24 protein-coding genes are annotated in these 20,908 nt (G+C 47.6%); all 24 read left to right on the top strand.

Translation table 11 applies throughout. The features are described from left to right. The first annotated feature begins 66 nt into the window (after window positions 1–66). The 24 genes from QUA10_RS22980 to QUA10_RS22865 all read left to right on the top strand — a co-directional run bounded on the left by QUA10_RS22980 (window position 67) and on the right by QUA10_RS22865 (window position 20,836). On the top strand, window positions 67–624 hold the full coding sequence (locus QUA10_RS22980) for a DsbA family protein (RefSeq protein ID WP_333084884.1): 558 nt from the start codon (window positions 67–69) through the stop codon (window positions 622–624). Between the two features lie 366 nt (window positions 625–990). Beyond that, window positions 991–1,818: an SDR family oxidoreductase gene (locus tag QUA10_RS22975; RefSeq protein WP_333086380.1), complete on the top strand. Its 828-nt coding sequence runs from the start codon at window positions 991–993 to the stop codon at window positions 1,816–1,818. 89 nt (window positions 1,819–1,907) lie between these two features. Continuing rightward, window positions 1,908–2,264: an AraC family transcriptional regulator gene (locus tag QUA10_RS22970; protein ID WP_333084886.1), complete on the top strand. Its 357-nt coding sequence runs from the start codon at window positions 1,908–1,910 to the stop codon at window positions 2,262–2,264. A 135-nt stretch (window positions 2,265–2,399) separates the two neighbouring features. Then, window positions 2,400–3,299 carry a pirin family protein gene (locus tag QUA10_RS22965; RefSeq protein WP_333084887.1) on the top strand — a complete coding sequence of 300 codons (900 nt, stop codon included), beginning with the start codon at window positions 2,400–2,402 and terminating at the stop codon, window positions 3,297–3,299. A gap of 113 nt (window positions 3,300–3,412) precedes the next feature. Further along, window positions 3,413–4,435 carry an LLM class flavin-dependent oxidoreductase gene (locus QUA10_RS22960; RefSeq protein WP_333084888.1) on the top strand — a complete coding sequence of 341 codons (1,023 nt, stop codon included), beginning with the start codon at window positions 3,413–3,415 and terminating at the stop codon, window positions 4,433–4,435. Between the two features lie 109 nt (window positions 4,436–4,544). Further along, the gene (locus QUA10_RS22955) at window positions 4,545–5,075 is read left to right on the top strand and encodes an SgcJ/EcaC family oxidoreductase (protein WP_333084889.1); all 531 of its coding nucleotides are present in this window, start codon (window positions 4,545–4,547) and stop codon (window positions 5,073–5,075) included. 100 nt (window positions 5,076–5,175) lie between these two features. Beyond that, window positions 5,176–5,769: a nuclear transport factor 2 family protein gene (locus QUA10_RS22950; RefSeq protein ID WP_333084890.1), complete on the top strand. Its 594-nt coding sequence runs from the start codon at window positions 5,176–5,178 to the stop codon at window positions 5,767–5,769. A gap of 162 nt (window positions 5,770–5,931) precedes the next feature. Continuing rightward, window positions 5,932–6,687, top strand: coding sequence for an SDR family oxidoreductase (locus tag QUA10_RS22945; RefSeq protein ID WP_333084891.1), 756 nt, complete (start codon window positions 5,932–5,934; stop codon window positions 6,685–6,687). 167 nt (window positions 6,688–6,854) lie between these two features. Then, complete coding sequence (locus QUA10_RS22940; protein ID WP_333086379.1) at window positions 6,855–7,808, top strand: NAD(P)/FAD-dependent oxidoreductase; 954 nt, start codon at window positions 6,855–6,857, stop codon at window positions 7,806–7,808. Window positions 7,809–8,012: 204 nt separating this feature from the next. Then, the gene (locus QUA10_RS22935) at window positions 8,013–8,180 is read left to right on the top strand and encodes an SDR family oxidoreductase (RefSeq protein WP_333084892.1); all 168 of its coding nucleotides are present in this window, start codon (window positions 8,013–8,015) and stop codon (window positions 8,178–8,180) included. Between the two features lie 230 nt (window positions 8,181–8,410). Further along, on the top strand, window positions 8,411–9,409 hold the full coding sequence (locus tag QUA10_RS22930) for an alpha/beta fold hydrolase (RefSeq protein ID WP_015179716.1): 999 nt from the start codon (window positions 8,411–8,413) through the stop codon (window positions 9,407–9,409). Window positions 9,410–9,652: 243 nt separating this feature from the next. Further along, the gene (locus tag QUA10_RS22925; RefSeq protein ID WP_333086378.1) at window positions 9,653–10,714 is read left to right on the top strand and encodes a zinc-dependent alcohol dehydrogenase family protein; all 1,062 of its coding nucleotides are present in this window, start codon (window positions 9,653–9,655) and stop codon (window positions 10,712–10,714) included. A 336-nt stretch (window positions 10,715–11,050) separates the two neighbouring features. Continuing rightward, window positions 11,051–11,404, top strand: a complete 354-nt coding sequence (locus QUA10_RS22920) for a nuclear transport factor 2 family protein (RefSeq protein WP_333084894.1) — start codon at window positions 11,051–11,053, stop codon at window positions 11,402–11,404. A gap of 129 nt (window positions 11,405–11,533) precedes the next feature. Next, entirely contained in the window at window positions 11,534–12,361 is an 828-nt protein-coding gene (locus tag QUA10_RS22915) for an SDR family oxidoreductase (protein ID WP_333084895.1), read from the top strand. 133 nt (window positions 12,362–12,494) lie between these two features. Next, a complete protein-coding gene (locus QUA10_RS22910; RefSeq protein WP_333084896.1) occupies window positions 12,495–13,178 on the top strand; it encodes a type 1 glutamine amidotransferase domain-containing protein in 684 nt (227 codons plus the stop codon). Then, window positions 13,175–13,459, top strand: a complete 285-nt coding sequence (locus QUA10_RS22905; protein WP_333084897.1) for an SDR family oxidoreductase — start codon at window positions 13,175–13,177, stop codon at window positions 13,457–13,459. Before QUA10_RS22910 ends, QUA10_RS22905 begins: the two co-directional genes overlap by 4 nt. A 167-nt stretch (window positions 13,460–13,626) precedes the next feature. After that, on the top strand, window positions 13,627–14,523 hold the full coding sequence (locus QUA10_RS22900; RefSeq protein WP_333084898.1) for an alpha/beta hydrolase: 897 nt from the start codon (window positions 13,627–13,629) through the stop codon (window positions 14,521–14,523). 326 nt (window positions 14,524–14,849) lie between these two features. Continuing rightward, complete coding sequence (locus tag QUA10_RS22895) at window positions 14,850–15,713, top strand: dioxygenase family protein (protein ID WP_333084899.1); 864 nt, start codon at window positions 14,850–14,852, stop codon at window positions 15,711–15,713. A 30-nt stretch (window positions 15,714–15,743) separates the two neighbouring features. Continuing rightward, window positions 15,744–16,208: a lipocalin-like domain-containing protein gene (locus QUA10_RS22890; protein ID WP_333084900.1), complete on the top strand. Its 465-nt coding sequence runs from the start codon at window positions 15,744–15,746 to the stop codon at window positions 16,206–16,208. 592 nt (window positions 16,209–16,800) lie between these two features. Continuing rightward, window positions 16,801–17,370 carry a DUF981 domain-containing protein gene (locus QUA10_RS22885; protein WP_333084901.1) on the top strand — a complete coding sequence of 190 codons (570 nt, stop codon included), beginning with the start codon at window positions 16,801–16,803 and terminating at the stop codon, window positions 17,368–17,370. A gap of 50 nt (window positions 17,371–17,420) precedes the next feature. Then, window positions 17,421–18,338 (top strand): dioxygenase family protein, encoded by a 918-nt coding sequence (locus QUA10_RS22880; RefSeq protein ID WP_333084902.1) that lies wholly within the window; start codon window positions 17,421–17,423, stop codon window positions 18,336–18,338. 255 nt (window positions 18,339–18,593) lie between these two features. Next, window positions 18,594–19,430, top strand: a complete 837-nt coding sequence (locus QUA10_RS22875; RefSeq protein ID WP_333084903.1) for an alpha/beta hydrolase — start codon at window positions 18,594–18,596, stop codon at window positions 19,428–19,430. 106 nt (window positions 19,431–19,536) lie between these two features. Further along, window positions 19,537–20,430 carry a pirin family protein gene (locus QUA10_RS22870; RefSeq protein ID WP_333084904.1) on the top strand — a complete coding sequence of 298 codons (894 nt, stop codon included), beginning with the start codon at window positions 19,537–19,539 and terminating at the stop codon, window positions 20,428–20,430. Further along, window positions 20,423–20,836, top strand: a complete 414-nt coding sequence (locus QUA10_RS22865; RefSeq protein ID WP_333084905.1) for a hypothetical protein — start codon at window positions 20,423–20,425, stop codon at window positions 20,834–20,836. The genes QUA10_RS22870 and QUA10_RS22865 overlap by 8 nt, the downstream gene beginning before the upstream one ends. The last annotated feature ends 72 nt before the right edge of the window (window positions 20,837–20,908 follow it).

The following is a 20,908-nucleotide window of genomic DNA, read 5'->3' as shown; positions in this document are numbered from 1 at the left end:
AACAGTCATGCAAATGGATCGAGCAAGTAAATTGCATGGTTCTATGCTTGATGCAGATGTAAAAAGATGAGCGACGATCGTAGCCACAGGTTTTTACTTGTACCACCTTCAACTCAAGATTGGATTCAAGGTATTCTGAGTGCCAAGGTAGTGCTGGTGATGTACGGAGATTATCAATGCCCTAGAAGTGCGGACGTTTACAAGCTGATTAAAGCGATCAAACGAGAGCTTAGTGCTGCTTTTGGAGAAGATTATTTATGCTTCATCTTCCGTCATTTTCCACAAACACAGATTCATCCCCATGCTCAACGGGCAGCCGAAGCCGCCGAAGCCGTCGCCGCCCAAGGAAAGTTTTGGTTAATGAGCGATACCTTATTTGACCATCAACAAAGGTTGGAGAACGGTTATCTTGTCGAGTACGCCAATGATTTAGGGCTTGACATTCCTCAATTTCTCAAAGAGTTGTCTAAACAAGTGCATGTCGATCACATCAATGAAGATATTGAAGGCGGAATACAGAGTGGAGTGATGACTGCCCCAGCCTTGTTTATCAATGGAATTCGGTATACCGAGCGCTGGAACACTACGGAGTTGATGGCTGCCCTGATTGCTGCAAGTCATTAAGTTCCCCGATCTTTGCTCTCAATTCATATCTGACTTGCCTGTAAGTGCTGTAAGCCATCTAATTTTGATGGCTAGACTTTGCCTATTCTGCTGAACAAAATTACCGCTTCTTGAACCATGCCAAAAACTTAATTCCTGCGTATTGATTTAGTGAATTACAAATCAGTATTTCATTGAGGATAATTCTATGACACGTTTACTAGTACAAGGCAAAAATAATTCTGGGCATGAAAGTACACCTTAGACTGATTCTCTTCGCGACTTCTCAGTCAATCATGCCCTGATTGCGATCGCGCAAGAAGTCACTGAGTTGCTGAGACAAACTTCCCTGAGACAAACCGATAAAATTAAAACAGGGGAAACAGAATGATACTGCAAGATAAAGTGGCGTTAGTCACTGGCGGAACTTCAGGAATTGGTAGAGAAGCTGCGATTGCTTATGCCCAACAAAAGGCAAAAGTGGTTGTTGTGGGTCGTCGAATTAATGAAGGTGAAAAAACGGTTCGATTGATTCAGGATACTGGCGGAGAGGCGTTTTTTGTGCAAGCAGATGTCACGAAAGAAGCCGATTTTAAAGCAATGGTTGATAAAACGGTTGACGTTTTTGGTCGGTTAGATATGACCTTTAATAACGCAGGAATGGGCGGCGAAAATCCCTCATCGATTGAGCAAACAGAAGCTGAATATGACCGCACTATGAATGTCAATGTCAAAGGTGTTTGGTTGTCGATGAAATATGAAATTGCTCAGATGTTGAAACAGGGAAGTGGTGCGATCGTCAATATGGCATCTGCGGTTGGAGTCGTTGCACTTCCTAACATCCTCGTCTACACCGCGAGTAAACATGCGGTAGTAGGTTTAACAAAAGCTGCTGCACTCCAATATGCCAAAGCGGGTATTCGCATTAATGGCGTTGCACCAGGGTCAATCCAAACAGATATGTTTGAAGCTGCTGCGCTCCAATATGCCAAAGCGGGTATTCGCATCAATGTCGTTGCACCAGGGGCAATCCAAACAGATATGTTTGAAGCAGTTACAGATGAAGCCAAAGCTTACTTGATAGGACTTCACCCGATCGGACGAGCTGGCACACCGCTTGAAGTTGCCAATGCAGTCCTGTTTTTATCATCTGACATGGCATCATTCATAACAGGTGAAACGTTGATGATAGATGGTGGGTATGCAGCGCAGTAGTCGATCGGCAATGCAAAATATTGCAGTGATCGAATGCGCGATGGCTAGCTTTTGCCTATTTTGTTGAGCAAATTGCCAATCTTTGAACCATGGTAACAATTACAACGCCAACCCTTGAAGCCAAGTACAAAGGCTTAACGCACACTCGATTACAGCAAGTTCTCGGGTATATTCGTACTCACCTCGATCGAGATTTGTCACTGACTGAGCTTGCAGAAGTAATCAATATTAGCCCGACTTACTTTGCAAGTTTGTTTAAGCAAACAATGGGAATTTCTCCCCGTCAGTACGTGATTCAGCAGCGCGTAGAACAGGCGAAATTGATGCTATCGAAAACCGATCTCGCGATCGCGGACATTGCCCTGCAAGTCGGCTTCTCCAGCCAAAGCCATTTGACGCAGCACTTCAAGCGATTCACGGGAAAGACCCCCAAGCAGATTCGTTAGCGCCATAAGAATCTGAAAGAAATCGAGCCTTGGGACTCATTAAATTGACATTAAGTTAGGCAAGAATCTGAAGCAGCAACAGAACTAAGATTGTATCTTCGTCCACAACGTCAACTAAGAATGGATCGGACAAAAATGAGCATTCAGCAATTGATCACGCCTGAAAAGCACGACCTAGGTGGGTTTAGCGTACAGCGCATCTTACCGAGTGAAACCCTAAAAATGGTTGGTCCTTTCATCTTCTTTGATCACTTAGGCCCATCTATTTTCCCGGCTGGAAAAGGCGTCGATGTTAGACCTCATCCCCACATCAATTTAGCGACGGTTACCTATTTGTTTGAAGGAAGCCTTCTGCATAGAGATAGTCTAGGGACAGTACAAGAGATTTTTCCGGGCGAGGTGAACTGGATGACAGCGGGCAAAGGTATTGTTCATTCTGAGCGATCGCCCGAGAGCTTTAGAGAGAAAGAATCTACTCTTCACGGCATTCAGACCTGGATTGCCCTCCCCGAAACCGCTGAAGAAGTTGAACCCAGCTTTTCACATTATCCGGCGACTGATTTACCGAGGTGGATTCAGACAGGCACCAGCGCGACCTTGATCGCCGGTAGCTACCAGTCTCACCAATCACCTGTTAAAACCTATTCTGCTACTCTTTACCTAGCGCTCGTTTTCACAGAGGGTAGTCAATTTCAGCTAGCACCAACCGAAGGTTTAGAAAGGGCAGTTTATAGCGTCACATCCGGCCTGTTCGTAAATGGAGAGCCGTTAGAGCCATATTGTCTAGCCGTTCTAGCGCCGGATGAATCAGTAGATATCCGGGCGGAGGCTGAGGCAAAAGCAATGATTATCGGCGGGGCACCAGTGGGCGATCGCACAAAGTACTGGAACTTTGTGTCGAGCCGCTCAGCGCGTATCGAGCAGGCAAAACGAGATTGGCAAGACCGCCGCTTCCCGGCGGTTCCCGGTGAAACTGAATTCATTCCACTCCCTGATAATTCAGATCGCGGTAGTAGTGTGACCCCTCTGAGTTGACGACGGTTAGGCGTTTTTTGCTGAGCGAGAGAACAGCCGCTTAACTCGTACAGCAAGGCTTTCTACTGTTTTGAATCAAGTCTATTTCATTCGCAAAACGCTTGGGAAATGATATGGAAGTTGGAATTGACAGTTTTGCCTCGGTTGGAACGAGTGAGAATGGTGAAACGGCGGATGCCGCGCAGTCTGTAGCCGAACTGCTGGAGAGAATAGAGCAGGCGGATCGTTCCGGCTTGGATATCTTCGGTATCGGCGAGCATCATCGCCATGAATTTTTAGATTCGGCAAACGCGGTTATTCTCGCCGCTGCCGCTGCACGCACCGAGCGCATCCGTCTAACCAGCGCGGTTACGGTGCTGAGCGCGGCTGACCCGGTGCGCGTGTTTCAACAATTCGCCACGCTCGATTTGATTTCAAAAGGTCGCGCCGAAATGGTGGTCGGGCGCGGCTCGTTCACCGAAGCCTTTCCGCTATTCGGATTAAGTCTCGGCGATTACGACGAGATTTTTGCTGAAAAGCTCGAACTCTTGCTCAAAATTCGGGACAATGAAACGGTCGATTGGTCGGGCAAATTTCGCCCCGCGCTGGAAAACCAAGCGATTTATCCGCGTCCGCTGCAAAAGCCGTTTCCCATCTGGATCGGGGTCGGCGGTACGCCGCAGTCTTTCCGCCGCGCCGGAATGCTTGGACTGCCGCTCGTGGTTGCCATTATCGGCGGCGAAACGCATCGCTTTCGCTCGCTCATAGATTTATACCGCGATGCCGGAGAGTACGCCGGGTACGCGCCTGAAGCATTGAAAGTTTCATTGCACTCAATCGGTTATGTCGCTGACACGACCGAACAAGCCGTTGAAGAATTTTTTCCGGGCTACGCCGAAACTTTCACTAAAATCGGCAAAGAGAGAGGCTGGCCGCCCGTTACGCGCGCCGCTTTTGACGCCCAGCGCGGCACAACCGGCGCGTTACTGGTCGGCAGTCCCGAAGAAGTGGCGGAGAAAATCCGCCGTCACAGCGAATCGCTCGGCGGCATTTCGAGAGTAACGTTTCAAATGGACAACGCGCAGATGAACCACGCCCAACTGATGCGCTCAATTGAACTGATTGGAATGCGAATGTCGCCACTCTTGAACAATTAAAATATGCTCACGAGCGTAGACAACCTAGCCATCGTTCTATATACAGCTCAAAAGAAACATTGGGTGAAATTGAGGCAACCGCATCATTGTAATTTAGGTGCCCAAAACTATGAATTCACAAACAGCTCAAACCACCACCACTGCTAACGAGTCGGCAATCTGTGATTTTCTTCACCAGATGATTGATGCTTGGAATCGAGGTAGCGGTGAATACTTTGTTGCTCCGTTTAGTGAAACTGCCGACTTCATCGCGTTCGAGGGAACGCATCTCAAGGGTCGAAAAGAAATAGCTGAATTTAACCAGCAAGCCTTCGACACCGTTGTCAAAGGAACACGCCTAGAGGGTGAGGTGAATTTCGTCCACTTCCTGAATTCTCAACTTGCTCTCATGAACGGAGCTGTCAGGGTAATGCTGCCCGGACAACCCGAAACTTCACCGTCACGAAATTCGATGCAGCTATTCGTCATGATGAAACGTGATCGAGATTGGCAAATTGAAGGGCTACTCAAGGCCCGGAAGTTGACGCTAGAACGGCAATTTTTCCTGGACGAGTTTGACTCGCTGAGTGAAGAGGCTCAACGTCAATTAACCGATCTCGTTATAGATATCAAGCAGGCTTCACTTCAATCGCGTGAGTAAACAAAGAATTTGGCAACGATCGCGAATGAAATAAGAATCTGAAAGAAATTAAGCATTGGAATCAATACAGTTGAGATAGAACAAACTAGGAGAATCTAACGTGGTCAAAGAGCAAACTGTAGACAAACAAGCAAATGTACAGGCAACCCCTAATCTGACACCTGCTCAGGAAGCTTTACAAGCGGTCTGGGAAGAGCATATCGGGCACGAGTTTGGTACTCACAGCCCTGAAGATGCTCTCGCTACAATGGTTGAGGACGCTTACGTGAATCACATTCCGGTAATGACTGGGGGAGTCGGGAAACCAGCAGTGCGCGAGTTTTATTCCAAATACTTGATTCCACAGATGCCGCCGGATATAGAACTGGCTCCGGTTTCGCGCACAATCGGAACCAATCAACTCGTCGATGAAATGCTGGTTAAGTTCACTCATACCATCCAGATGGACTGGATGCTACCCGGCATTGCTCCGACCGGGAAACAGGTTGAAGTGCCAGTGGTCGCGATTATTCGGTTCCGTGACGGCAAGTTAGCCCATGAACACCTCTACTGGGATCAGGCGACTGTATTGGTTCAACTCGGCATGCTTGATCCGGTTACGCTGCCCGTTGTAGGGGTTGACAGTGCACGCAAGGTACTTGATTCGAGCTTGCCCTCAAACGCACTGCTTGATCGTGCCAGCAATCGCGACTAAGTGTAGGAGCCAGCAAATATCAATGCCTAAACCCGCCATTTTGCAACCAGGATCGTACTCATCCTGGTTGTAGGAGGTGCTTCTTATTGCTGACCCCTACACCTATTGCTCATTGAGTTTTTGACAAAGTGACACAACCATTCACAACAAGAGGTAACTATCATGATGCTGAAAGACAAGGTTGCTTTGGTGACTGGCGGAACATCGGGAATTGGTAGAGCAACTGCGATCGCTTATGCCCAACAACAAGCAAAGGTTGTTGTTGTTGGCCGTCGAATTGATGAAGGTGAAGAAACTGTTCGATTGATCAAAGAAGCTGGCGGAGAGGCGATTTTTGTGCAAGCAGATGTCACGAAAGAAGCGGATGTTAAAGCAATGGTTGATAAAGCGGTTGGCGTTTTTGGTCGGTTAGATATTGCCTTTAATAATGCAGGAACTGTCGGCGAAAATCCCTCATTGATTGAGCAAACAGAAGCGGAATACGATCGCATTATGAACGTCAATGTCAAAGGTGTTTGGTTGTCGATGAAACATGAAATTGCTCAGATGTTGAAACAGGGAAGTGGTTCGATCGTCAATACGGCATCTGCGAATGGAGTAGTTGCACTTCCTGGCGTACCCCTCTACACCGCGAGTAAGCACGCGGTAATAGGCTTAACAAAAGCTGCTGCGCTCCAATATGCCAAGGCGGGTATTCGCATCAATGTCGTTGCACCAGCAGTAATCGAAACAGATATGTTTGAAGCAGCTACAGGTGGGCAGGATGAAGCCAAAGCTTACATAACAGGACTTCACCCGATCGGACGAATTGGAACACCGCTTGAAGTTGCAAATGCAGTTCTGTTTTTATCATCTGACCTGGCATCGTTCGTAACAGGTGAAACGTTGATGGTAGATGGTGGGTTTGTAGCGCAATAGTCGAAAGGCAGGGCGAAATGTTTGATACAGCACTTCAAGCGACTCACTAAAGTAACACTGAAATAGGTTCGCTAATTCCATAAAAAACTCCATAAGAATCTGCAAGAAGTTGAGTGTTGGAACTGACTACACTCAAGTGAACTAAGACAAAGAGAACTTAGGAGTTGATGATTATGTCCAAAGTTGGAGAACAGAAAAAGATGATGAACCAAAACAAAGAGATTTACGAGTGCGTCATTGTCGGTGGCGGTTCCGCTGGACTCAGTGCGGCACTGCTTTTAGGCAGAAGTCGCCGTCGAGTGTTAGTCTGCGACAAAGGGAATCCGCGTAACGCTCCCGCACACGAGTCGCACAGTTTTTTCACCCGCGATGGCATCAGTCCGCATGAACTTTTGAGCATCGGGCGCGACCAACTCAAACCTTATAAAAGCGTTGAATTTCAAGCGATTGGGGTCAAGGAAATCAACCCATCCGGCAATCAATTTGAAGTTGTGTTTGAGGATGGCACGATAAAAAAAACGCGCAAAATTTTGCTGGCTTTCGGGGTAATGGATGAATTTCCAGCTCTCGAAAACTTTGGTGATTTCTGGGGCAAAAGCGTGTTTCATTGTCCCTATTGCCATGCCTGGGAAGTGCGCGACGAGCCGCTTGCCATTGTTGGAAATGGCGAAACGGGCATCGAAATGGCGGCATTGCTGAAAAATTGGAGTGCTGATTTAGTCCTCTGCACCAACGGCAAAGCCGATCTAACCGCTGATCAAAGGACACTCTTGGAAAACCACAAAATCCTTGTTCGCGAAGAGAAAATTATCCGACTCGAAGGCGATAACGGACAATTAGAAAACATCGTTTTTGAGACAAACGAGAAAATTGCGCGTCGCGGAATACTGATCCGACCAAAGCAAACACTCCGTTCAAACCTAGCTGAAAAGTTAGGCTGTGAGTTGAATGAATTTAATTTAATCAAGACGACCAATGTTTTTAACGAAACTAGCGTCAAAGGCGTTTATGCGGCAGGTGACATCACTTCACCCATGCAAGTGATCGTCGCTGCTGTTTTTCAGGGTAGCATTGCTGCTAGCGGCTTAAATCACTCTCTGATTATGGAAGATTTCGTCTAAATCAAAGTGATTCAATCTTTATCAGAACAAGCATCGTGGCTGGTCTAGTTTCATAGACCAAGAGAGTAGGGAAAGTCATGCGTGTTAATTACATATCAAGTCTACAGAGCGATCTAATGATGCAGTCTTTGTGGTGGTGGGTTGGTAGCGCAGTAGTCGAAAGGCAGTACGAAACGTTGCGACCAAGTAGCGATCGACACCGATATGAATCCCGCAGACAGCGACTTTGCCGCAGAGCAGACCAAGATGACTGCCCTCGGTCGCTATGGACAGGGTGACGAGGTAGCTGGCATGGTCTCTTATCTCGCCAGTTTTGAAGCTGATTTTGTTACGGGCGCAAGTCTCAAAATTGATGGCGGCTATACCGCTTGAACAACAGGTAATCCAGATCTGCAACCACTACAGCAATCCTAATTGGAGTCTGACGGGTCGTAAGGATGGAACCCTGGCTGGAGGCGCAGCCCTCACTCCCCTTATTCACAAGTAGGTCGTAAACGCTACAAACCTTATTCAGAGAAATTCAGAGGACATCATGATTTCGCAAAAACTCTCAGAAAAAGTTGCACTCGTCACATAGCTCATCCACACAGCAGAAAACAGCAATGATAAACTCTTCGATATCAAACATTTTTTTCACCTTCTGTTCGGGCACAATTGCTTACCAGAAGCATACGGTGGGATTTTCCTTATTGAAAGTTGCACATTGCCTGTTAGTTATCATCGTTCTGGTTGTCAGTGTGCTTGTTGGCTCTGGTTGGCTGAATCGCGCAACTCCTGCTTCAACTTGTGACATCGCAACTCGCTCTACCCAAATCGGGAGTGGAACGCTTTCCTATAATCAAGCAGGGACAGGACAGCCGATTTTACTGCTGCATGGATTATTTGCCGAGAAAGAGCAGTGGAATGGCATGATGTGCGAGTTGGCTAGAGTAGGTTATCAAGCGATCGCACCCGATCTACCCGGTTATGCCAAGAGTACTGGATTTACCGTGAAAGACTATGCACTAGAGAATCAGGTAGCCCTCTTGCACCAGTTTGTCGAGCAGCTAAAGATTCAATCCCTTGATGTTGCAGGTAGCTCAATGGGGGGCACGATCGCAGCCCTTTACAGCCAGCTTTATCCCAACCAAGTTCGCAGCCTCGCCTTTATCGGTTCACCGCTAGGCGTAACGAATTGGGCAACTAGCGTCAGGAAATCGATTATTGAGGGCATCAATCCCTTTATTCCGATTACCAAAGAGCAGTTCGATCTAGAAATCAGTCTGCTTTTCGTGACGCCTCCTACGATTCCGGATGAGGTCAAAACCGAGAAAGTGAACGATTATGTGAATCGTAATCGAAATTATCAGCAGACTTGGGACATTGTGAATCTTTATGATGATGTGCTTTGTCAGTTGCCTCACAGTCGGGTTCCGACCCTGGCAATTTGGGGTCAGGAAGACAAAATCTATGATATTCGGGATGTCGATCGCTCACATCGCTGTCTTCCAGGGAGTCAAATTATTCAATTACCCAAAGCAGGACATTTGCTGTTGATCGAAAACGCTCAGGAAGCAGCATCGAATTATCTTGGTTTTCTGAAAACAATCAAAAATCGATAGACGAATCAAGCATTCAGCAATTAGGCTTCGGTGTCGAGGAATTGAATCTCAGCCAGTTGTTGGCTAATGACCTGAACCTTAAGCTTACAAAAGAAAGGAGATCGCTATGAGAAACAATGGAACGACATGACTATTTAGTTAAGTTGCACATCGTCTTTGGCTGGGAGCGGGAAAACTTTTTTGGTGTGCTACGAGGCTGTGATATCTGCATTTGCTACTAAACGGTAACTACCTTACCAAATCGTGCTGACTTACGAAGTTAGGGAGAACTTACCTACGCTGAATAGTATTGAAATCCCGTCACTGTTTATTCTAAATCAAGGAGAGTTGGCACAGATGGAATCTATGAAAGCAGCCGTATTAACTGCGTTTGGTGATGCTGAGAAGTTTGAGATTCAAACGGTTCCCATACCAACACTGAATGCGAATCAGGTGTTAGTCAGAGTTTGTGCAACCTCGATTAACCCGGTCGATTACCAAACTCGTCGTGGTGATTACAAGGAACTGGTTCAATTACCCGCCATCCTTGGAGTCGATGTTTCAGGGGTGATTGAGGCAATTGGTGAAGCTGTGACTGATTTCAAGGTGGGAGACAACGTATATTACTCACCGCAAATTTTTGGAGAATTCGGTAGCTACGCTCAGTATCATGTGGCTGATGCAGCGATTGTTGCATTGAAGCCTGCAAATCTGTCACACGTTGAAGCAGCTTCTTTTCCGCTTGCAGGCGGAACGGCTTGGGATTGTCTAGTGACTAGGGGCAATCTACAAGTTGGTGAAACAGTTCTCATCCATGCGGGTGCGGGTGGAGTGGGTTCGATCGCAGTTCAACTCGCCAAAGCGATAGGGGCATACGTTTTTGCGACGTGTAGTTCTAGAAACCGAGATTTCGTGACAGAACTTGGCGCAAATCGAGTGATTGATTACAAAAATGAAGATTACGTAGAAGTCATTCGTCAAGAAACAAATGGACTGGGTGTGGATTTAGTTCTAGATACGATTGGCGGAGAAACAATTCAGCGTAGTCTAGAAATCATTCGTCCCTTCGGTAGGCTTACAAGCATTGTAGACATTGCAGCACCGCAATCGCTTCTTGAAGCATGGGGCAAGAATCTGACGATTCATTTTGTTTTTTCACCCCAGTACCGAGCAAAATTAGAGGCTTTGACAAAACTCATCGAGCGTCATCAGCTTCGCCCAGTGATTGATTCAGTATGGTCTTGGGATCAGGTCGTTCTGGCACATCAGCATCTAGAGCAGGGAGGAACACGGGGCAAAATTGTGCTGAAGTTTACAGAAGATTAGACCAGCTTTACAGCGTTGGTAATTGCTAAACGGATCGGAGTTTGATTGTGTGCTGAAGGTCAACATTGATTGGAACTCGCATAACAATCCCGTTGCACGCCAACCATACAAAGATAGTTAGTTGAGTACGAAAGGTTGCTAAGTAGGTGTGCAGAATTAATTACACAATATTTCTACTGAAACCCTTGCCTAGCAAGGAGTCTTTATGTAATTAATTTTGTGTGGTTACTTAGTGGCAGATGATGGCGGGCGATCGCTGACTACGCTGAGGAGAAGAATGCGCTGGTAGAGAGACCGTTCCGTTAAAGCATCCACTTGAACAGAGGAGAGATTCAGATGTCAGAGAACAATAAAGCTGTCTTAGAAGCGGCAAATGCGGCGAACGCAGCAGGCAACTATGAAGGATTCTTGTCATTCTGCACCGACGACACGCAATGGACGTTTGTAGGCGACAAGACCCTTAACGGAAAAGAAGCCGTTCGCCAATATATGGCAGAGACATACATAGAGCCGCCAAAGTTTACAGTCACCAACTTAATCGCTGAGGGTGATTTCGTCACGGCACTCGGCGACATCACACTGAAGGACGAAGACGGGAAGGCGGCTCATTACTCGTACTGCGATGTCTGGCGCTTTCGCGACGACAAGATGGTCGAGTTAAGGGCTTTCGTCATCAAAACCTCGGTCTGACCCGCCGTCGTCGTTCACGTCGTTTTCAACCTGCTCACTATCCCGGTGATGGCAATCGCTGGCATGGGCTGAGATGCGATCGGAGTTCAATTTTTGAAAGTCAATATTGATTGCAACAGGAGAAATAGAATGATACTTCAGGATAAAGTGGCGTTAGTCACTGGAGGCACAGCGGGAATCGGTAGAGCAACAGCGATCGCTTATGCCCAACAACAAGCAAAGGTGGTGGTAGTTGGTCGTCGAATTGATGAAGGTGAAGAAACGGTTCGATTGATTCAGGATGCTGGCGGAGAGGCTATTTTTGTGCAAGCAGATGTCACGAAAGAAGCCGATATTAAAGCAATGGTTGATAAAACGGTTGACGTTTTTGGTCGGTTGGATATTGCCTTTAATAATGCAGGAATGGGCGGCGAAAATCCCTCATTAATTGAGCAAACAGAAGCGGAATATGACCGCACTATGAACGTCAATGTCAAAGGCGTTTGGTTGTCGATGAAATATGAAATTGCTCAGATGTTGAAACAGGGAAGTGGTGCGATCGTCAATATGGCATCTGCGGTTGGAGTCGTTGCACTTCCTAACATCCTCGTCTACACCGCGAGTAAACATGCGGTAGTAGGTTTAACAAAAGCTGCTGCACTCCAATATGCCAAAGCGGGTATTCGCATTAATGGCGTTGCACCAGGGTCAATCCAAACAGATATGTTTGAAGCTGCTGCGCTCCAATATGCCAAAGCGGGTATTCGCATCAATGTCGTTGCACCAGGGGCAATCCAAACAGATATGTTTGAAGCAGTTACAGATGAAGCCAAAGCTTACTTGACAGGACTTCACCCGATCGGACGAGTTGGCACACCGCTTGAAGTTGCAAATGCAGTCCTGTTTTTATCATCTGAGATGGCATCGTTCGTAACAGGTGAAACGTTGATGGTAGATGGTGGGTTTGTAGCGCAGTAGTCTAAAGGCAGTGCGAAACGTTGCGACCAAATAGCGATCGACACCGATATGTTCTCACAACCAACACTGAAGGCGAATTAGGTGTTATGCAGCGAGAAGGGCCGTGTTTGAGTTCTTAAAAAGGAGGTTTGCTATGAAAATTCTCATTGTTCTCACGTCTCATGACCAACTTGGCGATACCGGAAAGAAAACTGGTTTCTGGCTGGAAGAGTTTGCTGCTCCCTATTACGTGCTGAAGGATGCGGGAGCAGCGATCACGGTGGCCTCACCGAAGGGCGGTCTGCCGCCGCTCGATCCGAAAAGCGAGGTACCCGAGTTCCAGACCGAATTAACGAAGCGCTTCCGCACAGACACCGCAGCGCAGGCTGAACTTGCCAACACGAAAAAGCTAGCCGACGTGTCCGCAGACGATTTCGACGCAGTTTTCTACCCCGGCGGACATGGCCCGATGTGGGACATGCCCGACAACGCGACATCCATCGCACTGATCGAAGCCTTCGTGAAGGCCGACAAGCCAGTCGGTGCAGTGTGTCACGCGCCGGTTGCGTTGATCGATGTGCGCGGAAAGGACGGCGAGTATCTAATCAAAGGCAAGCACGTGACCGGGTTCACGAATGCAGAAGAAGAAGCGGTGGGCTTGACCACGGTCGTGCCTTTCTTGTTGGAAGACCGGCTAAAGGAACGGGGTAGCATCTACAGTAAAACCGCCAACTGGGTCCCCTATGTCCAAGTGGACGGGAGGCTCGTGACCGGACAGAATCCGGCATCTTCGGAACCCGCAGCGGAAGAGTTGCTGAAGTTGCTTCGCTCTGTTTGATCTGTGCGGTAGTAGGCTTAACAAAAGCTGCTGCGCTCCAATATGCCAAAGCGGGTATTCGCATCAATGTCGTTGCACCAGCAGCAATCGAAACAGATATGTTTGAAGCAGCTACAGGTGGGCAGGATGAAGCTAAAGCTTACTTGGCAGGACTTCACCCGATCGGACGAGCTGGCACACCGCTTGAAGTTGCCAATGCAGTTCTGTTTTTATCATCTGACATGGCATCGTTCGTAACAGGTGAAACGTTGATGATAGATGGTGGGTTTGTAGCGCAATAGTCGAAAGGCAGTGCGAGATGACAACACTTGCAGGCAAAGTTGCACTGGTAACAGGTGGTTCTCGCGGTTTAGGAGCGGCGATCGTAGGGTATGCCAAAGGTGTCCAAGATTCCAAATCTGAGCGTCGAAGTTCAGTCGGAAGAAAATCAAAAAAAGAGAATTGTACGATGAAAATACGCTACGGGTTTCGACAGGTTGGTGATGTCGAAGTGTTTTACCGCGAGGCGGGGGCAAGCGATGCGCCAGTGATACTGCTGTTGCACGGCTTTCCGACCGCCAGCCATATGTTCCGCGACCTGATCCCTCTGCTTGCCGATCACTTTCGGCTTGTCGCGCCGGATCTACCTGGTTTCGGACAGACTAAGGCACCGCCACGCGAGATGTTCGACTATACGTTCGACCACCTTGCTGATGTGATCGAGGGCTTCACCGATGCTTTGTCCCTCGATCGATACGTACTCTACATCTTCGACTACGGTGCGCCGGTAGGTCTGCGTCTGGCGATGCGCCATCCTGAACGGATATCTGCGATCGTCTCGCAGAACGGCAACTCTTACCTGGAGGGTTTCAGTGATGAATGGGGTTCGTGGGAGTCCTATTGGCGCGAACCGAGCGCAGCGAACCGGGAAGCCTGCCGACCCTCGCTCGCACCGGACACAATCCGGAACTGGCAGTATGGTATCGGAGCCGATCCAACCCTTCTGTCGCCTGACGGCTACGAACTCGACATCGCCTACATGGGGCGAGCGGGCGCGGACGAGATCCAGCTCGATCTGATCCTCGATTACCGCAGCAACGTCGCGCTCTATCCGGATTTCCAGTCCTACTTTCGTGAGCAACGTCCGCCGCTTCTCGCCGTCTGGGGTCGTCACGATCCGGCATTTCTGCCCGCTGGTGCTGCCGCTTATCAGCGAGATCTCCCGAATGCAGAGATTCACCTGCTCGACGCCGGACATTTCGCGCTGGAGACTCATGCAGAGGAGGTGGCAACGTTGATCCGCGCGTTCCTCGACAGAACGCTTGGTTCCACGCTGCGTCTTGAAGGTGATTGCACAAGAATCTGACAAAACACCCTAAGAATCTGAAAGAAACCGAGCATTAGGAGTCATTACACTCAGACTATGAAAACAGCAGATAGGAAGCAAAAACACAATCTTTGTGATAAGGGACATTCCATGAAGCTCTATCATATGCCCGGTGCCTGTTGGCTGGCTGATCTCATCGTTCTTGAATAGATTGGTATGCCGCACAAAATCGTCAGGATGAGTCTTGAAAGCATCAAGTCACCAGACTATAGCTGTAGCCAATTAGATTAGGACACAGACTATAAGTCAAGATAGTTGCCGTAAAACAACCATCATTAATCACGTAACTAAAAAGGAGTTTGATCGTGCAGAGCATCACAATTGACACTATCACTGAAGCCGTCATCAATCATGGCGATCGCGGCAAATCTCACCCGCGACTCTATGAAATGTACACGAGCTTGGTTCGACATTTGCATGACTTTGTGCGTGAGGTGAATCTGACTGAATCAGAGTTGCAGCAGGGACGTAATTTTCTCAACCAGGCAAGTCATCACACTCAAGAGATTCCCACTGGAGAGATCCATATGTTGACGGATCTACTAGGGCTCTCAGAGTTGGTAGAATTGCTGCACGATAAGCATCGCGGTACAGAAAGCAATTTAGAAGGACCCTTGTATGTGCCGAATGCACCAGAACGGCAGATGGGCGATCGCTTGGGTATTGATACAGAAGGAGATTCGCTTTTCCTGTCAGGCAGGGTTTTAGATTTGAACGGTCAACCGATCGCCAATGCTGTGATTGATGTTTGGCAACCCAACTCCAAAGGATTATATGATATCCAAGATCCATCTCAGTCGCTGGGGAACTTTCGGGGACGTTTCAAAACGAACGAGAGTGGAAAGTATATGTTTGAAACCGTCGTGCCACTAGGTTACAAAGTGCCAAGCAGTGGTCCATCTGGCGAATTGCTGCGACTCTTGGGACGACATCCTTGGCGGGCGGCTCACATCCATTTCAAACTCAGTGCTCCGGAGTATACTTCGCTGACAACACAAATTTTTATTGCTGGCGATCCTCACCTGGATTCAGATACAACCTTTGCAGTTCAATCAGCGATCGTTCAATTGCAAAAGCACGAAGCACCAGACGAACTCAAGGCACACAATCAAAGTAAGCCGTTTTACACGACTGAGTTTGATTTTGTGTTAAAACCCGCTACTCTCTAGCGGAGAATCATCAAGCAATGGTTGCACATTATGTCTACACCATCAATCCAGAACAATCTGCTAATTGGCATTTGGAAGTTAATTTCTGCAACTGCCATTTACGCTGATGGAACGGTGACTCCAGACGTGTATGGAACTCATCCGGTTGGCTACATCACTTACACATCAGATGGTCACATGATGGTGATGTTTTCTAGGAGCGATCGCTCGCCGCTGAGTCAGGAGGTCAGATCACCGCTGACTCCCCAGATGCAATCTTTACCCGTGGAAGAGCTTGCTCAAGCATTTACAACATTCAATGCTTACGCTGGAACTTATACCTTGAGTGACAACACAGTAACTCACCAGATCAAAATTGCATCAATTCCTAATCGGGTCGGTACAACATTAGTTCGCACTTTTACTCTGAGTGAGAGCCGAGTGACGCTGAAAACGTTGCCAGTTTTGAGTGATGGTGTTGAGGCGGTTTTCGAGTTGGTGTGGGAGCGCATTTAATTGCTTTGTCATTGCACCGTAAAAGCATTTAAGTTTCTACAACTTTGCGACACAGTATCAAATTTCATTCAAGCTTCAGCCGCAAGCGAATGCAAGCTGAATCAAGATTTTAGCGCTATCAGCCGTCTCTAACTTGTAGCTTAACTCAGCAAACTTGACTGTTCTGAATCAAATGAATGTTGAAGAATGAGGACAACGAAACACCTGTTTATCAGACATCTACGTTGTAGAAGTCTTCGGTAATGACGTTGAGTTTCATTTACTCGATACCGGACATTTTGCTCTGGAAGAAGATGGGGATGCGATCGCAAATCACATCACGCAATTTCTTGCATCACGGCTGCAACCCATCCCTGTCTAATAAGTGCGAAGATTGCTGGGCAAGCGCTTTCGTATTGGCGATGTTTACCTGATGGTGATACAGCCTCGCCTGCCCCGCTACAAACTTGAGATTCCCGACCATTATCGTTTTAGTGCTGTGGTGAAAGAGTATTTCTGAAGCCAAAACTGGTACACAAAGCAATGCGACAGGCATTGCATACTTCAGTTTTTGTCTAAGTCTTAACAAAACCGAACATTTGTAGGAGGTCTAATGTTTATCGATTACCTGACACTCATGCTGATTAATCTATCGGCTGGACTCGCTCTGTTAGCTGCCTATGTGTATTTTGGTCTTGGTACTTCAAATCAGAAACGCTGGATTCCTGGTTTTGGTGTAGTCGGCGCGATCGCTTTAGTCACTGGCTTACACATGACTTTTACCTGGCCCATTATTGGTAGTTTCAATGTTGCCTTTGGTGAAACAACTGTTCTGTTTGGCATTTTGTTTGTTGGAACTTCCCTAACTCTGGCAATGGGTTGGGAATTATTTACCCTGGGCATTTATGGATTCTTTGCAGGACTGGTATCGCTTCTAATTGGCTTTCGCATCATAAACCTGGGAATAACACAACTTCCTTTGCTATCAGGAATTGGGTTCATTCTCGTTGGCTTAGGAGGAATTTTTTCTGTACCAACCCTCTCTCTCAAATCAACCCGGCTCTTGCGAACTATTGGAGCAATTGTGTTAAGTGTGGCAGCTCTCATCTTTGCTTATATCGGATTGACTGCCTACTGGGCGCATCTTGCGGACTTTTCGACATGGAAGCCCCTGCCAAGATAGTCGCCGTAAAACAACCATCATTAATCACGTAACTAAAAAGGAATTTGATTGTGCAGAAAATCGCACTTGACACTATCACTCAAGCCGTCATTAATCATGGCGATCGTGGCAAATCTCACCCGCGACTCTATGAAATTTACACGAGCTTCGTTCGACATTTGCATGACTTTGTGCGTGAAGTGAATCTGACTGAATCAGAGTTGCAGCAGGGACGTAATTTTCTCAACCGGGTCAGTCATCACACTCAGGAGATTCCCGCTGGAGAAATGCAGGCGTTAACAGATTTACTCGGAATCTCAGAGTTGGTAGAATTGCTGCACGATTCGCATTGCGGTACAGAAAGCAATTTAGAAGGACCCTTGTATGTGCCGAATGCACCAGGACGGCAGATGGGCGATCGCTTGGGTATTGATCCAGAAGGCGACACGCTTTTCCTGTCAGGCAGGGTTTTGGATGTGAACGGTCAACCGATCGCCAATGCTCTGATTGATGTTTGGCAACCCAATTCCAAAGGATTATATGATGTCCAAGAGCCATCTCAGCCGTTGGGGAATTTTCGCGGACGTTTCAAAACGAACAAGAGTGGAAAGTATATGTTTGAAACCGTCGTGCCACTAGGTTACAAAGTGCCAAGCAGTGGCCCATGTGGCGAGTTGCTGGGACTCTTGGGACGGCATCCCTGGCGGGCTGCTCACATCCATGTCAAAGTCAGTGCCCCGGAGTACACTCCGCTGACAACACAAATTTTTATTGCTGGCGATCCTCACCTGGATTCAGATACAACTTTTGCAGTGCGATCGGCGATCGTTCAATTGCAAAAACATGAAGCACCAGACGAATTCAAGGCACACAATCAAAGTAAGCCGTTTTACACAACTGAATTTGATTTTGTGTTGACACCCGTTACTTCAGCCGAAGACTATAAAGCAACATCTGAACAACATGCCTACACCATTGATTCAAAATAACCCGCTAATTGGCATTTGGAAGTTAATTTCTGCAACAGCAGAATCAAAGCCATCTTAGAGGCGGCAAACGCGGCGATCGCGCTCAGGCAACAATGAAGGATTCTTGTCGTTATGAAGCGATGATACGCAATGCATTCTTGCCCCATCTTGAAGTCTGCTTAACACAGCATTGTTAAGACGGTGCTCGATCGCTGCATAAAAATTGTGATGCAACAGACAAAAACATATCATCAATTTACAACGGAGAAACTTCTCATGCCTTACATTACCGTTGGTCAAGAAAACTCTGCAACCATCGATCTCTACTACGAAGATATTGGGACAGGTCAACCGATTGTTCTGATTCATGGATTTCCATTGAACGGACATTCCTGGGAGAAGCAGGTTTTAGTTTTACTGAATGCAGGATATCGACTAATTACCTACGATCGCCGAGGATTTGGCAACTCCAGTCAGCCATCATCTGGCTATGACTACGATACCTTCGCCGCCGATTTGAATACACTCATGACCAAGCTTGACTTGCAAAATACCGTGCTGGTAGGTTTCTCAATGGGAACAGGTGAAGTCACACGTTATCTTGGCAAATACGGCTCAGAGCGGGTGCAGAAAGCCGTGCTGATGGCTCCCGTCCCACCGTTTCTGTTAAAGACAGACGACAATCCAGAGGGTGTTGATCAAAGTGTCTTCGATGGCATTATGAAAGCGATTGTTGACGATCGTCCAGCTTATTTTTCTGCCTTTTTCAAAGAGTTCTTCAATGTTGATGTATTGCTTGGCGATCGCATCAGCAATGAAGCAATTCAAGCCAGTTGGAATGTAGCAGTAGGGGCTTCTGCTAAAGGGACTTTAGACTGTGTACCCTCCTGGCTGACTGATTTCCGCGATGATCTGCCCCGCATTGATGTACCGACTCTGATTATTCATGGAGATAGCGATCGCATTCTGCCGCTTGAGTCCACCGCAGCAAGACTTCCAAAGCTGATTAAAAACAGTCAACTGGTTGTCATTCCTGGCGGACCGCACGCCATCAACTGGACTCACGCCGATCGGGTCAATCCCTTGTTACTGGACTTTCTTCAGCAGAAATAATCAGCGATCTGCTGCATTTCTGGCTTGTGAAAAAACTTTGTGATTCACCCCGTTGAGTCAGGCTCAAATGATACACATACTTGTCTAGTTCTGAAGAGGCAATTCTATGACTGTCCCCACTCAAACGTCTCGAACCGTTGCCGGAGTAATCAACAGCGTTGAAACACTCGAAGGGGCAGGATTTCTTGTACGTCGGCCCTTTCCCAAAAGTAGCTTCTCTGAATTTGACCCGTTTCTCCTCCTCGACGAGTTAGGTCCGATCAATCTCAAGCCGGGTCAGGCAAAAGGTGCACCCGATCATCCGCATCGGGGCTTTGAAACCGTCAGCTATGTCTTGGATGGACGGTTAGAACACAAAGATTCTGCAGGGCACGCCGGGCTACTAAATCCGGGTGATGTCCAGTGGATGACAGCAGGTGCCGGGGTTGTGCATTCCGAGATGCCGGAGTCAATGTTTACCCAAACGGGTGGACGGTTCCACGGCATTCAACTATGGGTCAATCTGCCACAACGAGACAAAATGATGCCGCCCCGCTATCAGGAAATTCCAGCGGCTCACATTCCGGTAGCTCAAACCGAAGATGGGTCTGTGACGGTGCGGGTGATTGCGGGAGAAGCGTTAGGGGCAAAAGCCGTAATTCAGACGCGCACGCCGATAACCTACCTCCACTTCACACTGCAACCAGGGGCAACGATGCTCCAGCCTGTACCAAAAGAGTACAACGCCTTTGTCTATGTACTGGAGGGGTCTGGGTTGTTTGGGACAGAGCCAGCGCCTGGTGATGATGGGCAGATGGTGCTCTTTTCTCAAGATGGACAGGATGTAGTGATCTCCAACCCTGCTGATGCTCAGCGTCCTCTAGATCTTCTGCTGATTGCAGGTGTACCCCTTAACGAACCAGTCGTGCGCTACGGTCCGTTTGTCATGAACACTGAAGCTGAAATCACCCAAGCGATCAACGACTACCAAGAAGGAAGGATGGGACGGATTTATGCCTAACACATTTCAACAACGGATTAGTCAACATCACCGCTTGAGTGAGTTACGAATCAAACTACTGCATCTGCACAAGCTTTTACTAGATACTGAGCGCCTTACCTATGAGCAAGTTCGAGGGCACGTTTCTGGAGGTGAATTGCTACAACTGGCGATTAGTCATGAGCAGTTTGCTTGGTTGCATCGACTCTCAGCATTGATTATCCAAATCGATGAGTTGCTTCATGTCGATGAATCTGTTACACCAGAGGCAATTGAAGCGATTGACAGTGACATTCGGACACTGCTGAGCCCTGATGAATCGGGCGATGAGTTTGCCATGAAGTATAACACGGCGCTTCAACGCCACCCCGATGTCGTGTTAGCTCATGCAGATGTCGTGATGTTGCTGACCTCTGACAGTATTTAATACCACTTCTCCAAAAATATGCTACAATAGCACTTCTAGCAAAAGGACGATTGTATGAAAGTAAATTACCAA

It is taken from the genome of Microcoleus sp. Pol8_D6, assembly GCF_036700965.1.
GTDB lineage: Bacteria > Cyanobacteriota > Cyanobacteriia > Cyanobacteriales > Microcoleaceae > Microcoleus.
The sequence above is the reverse complement of the archived record's forward strand: the minus strand, read 5'-3'. Positions and strand labels throughout refer to the sequence as shown.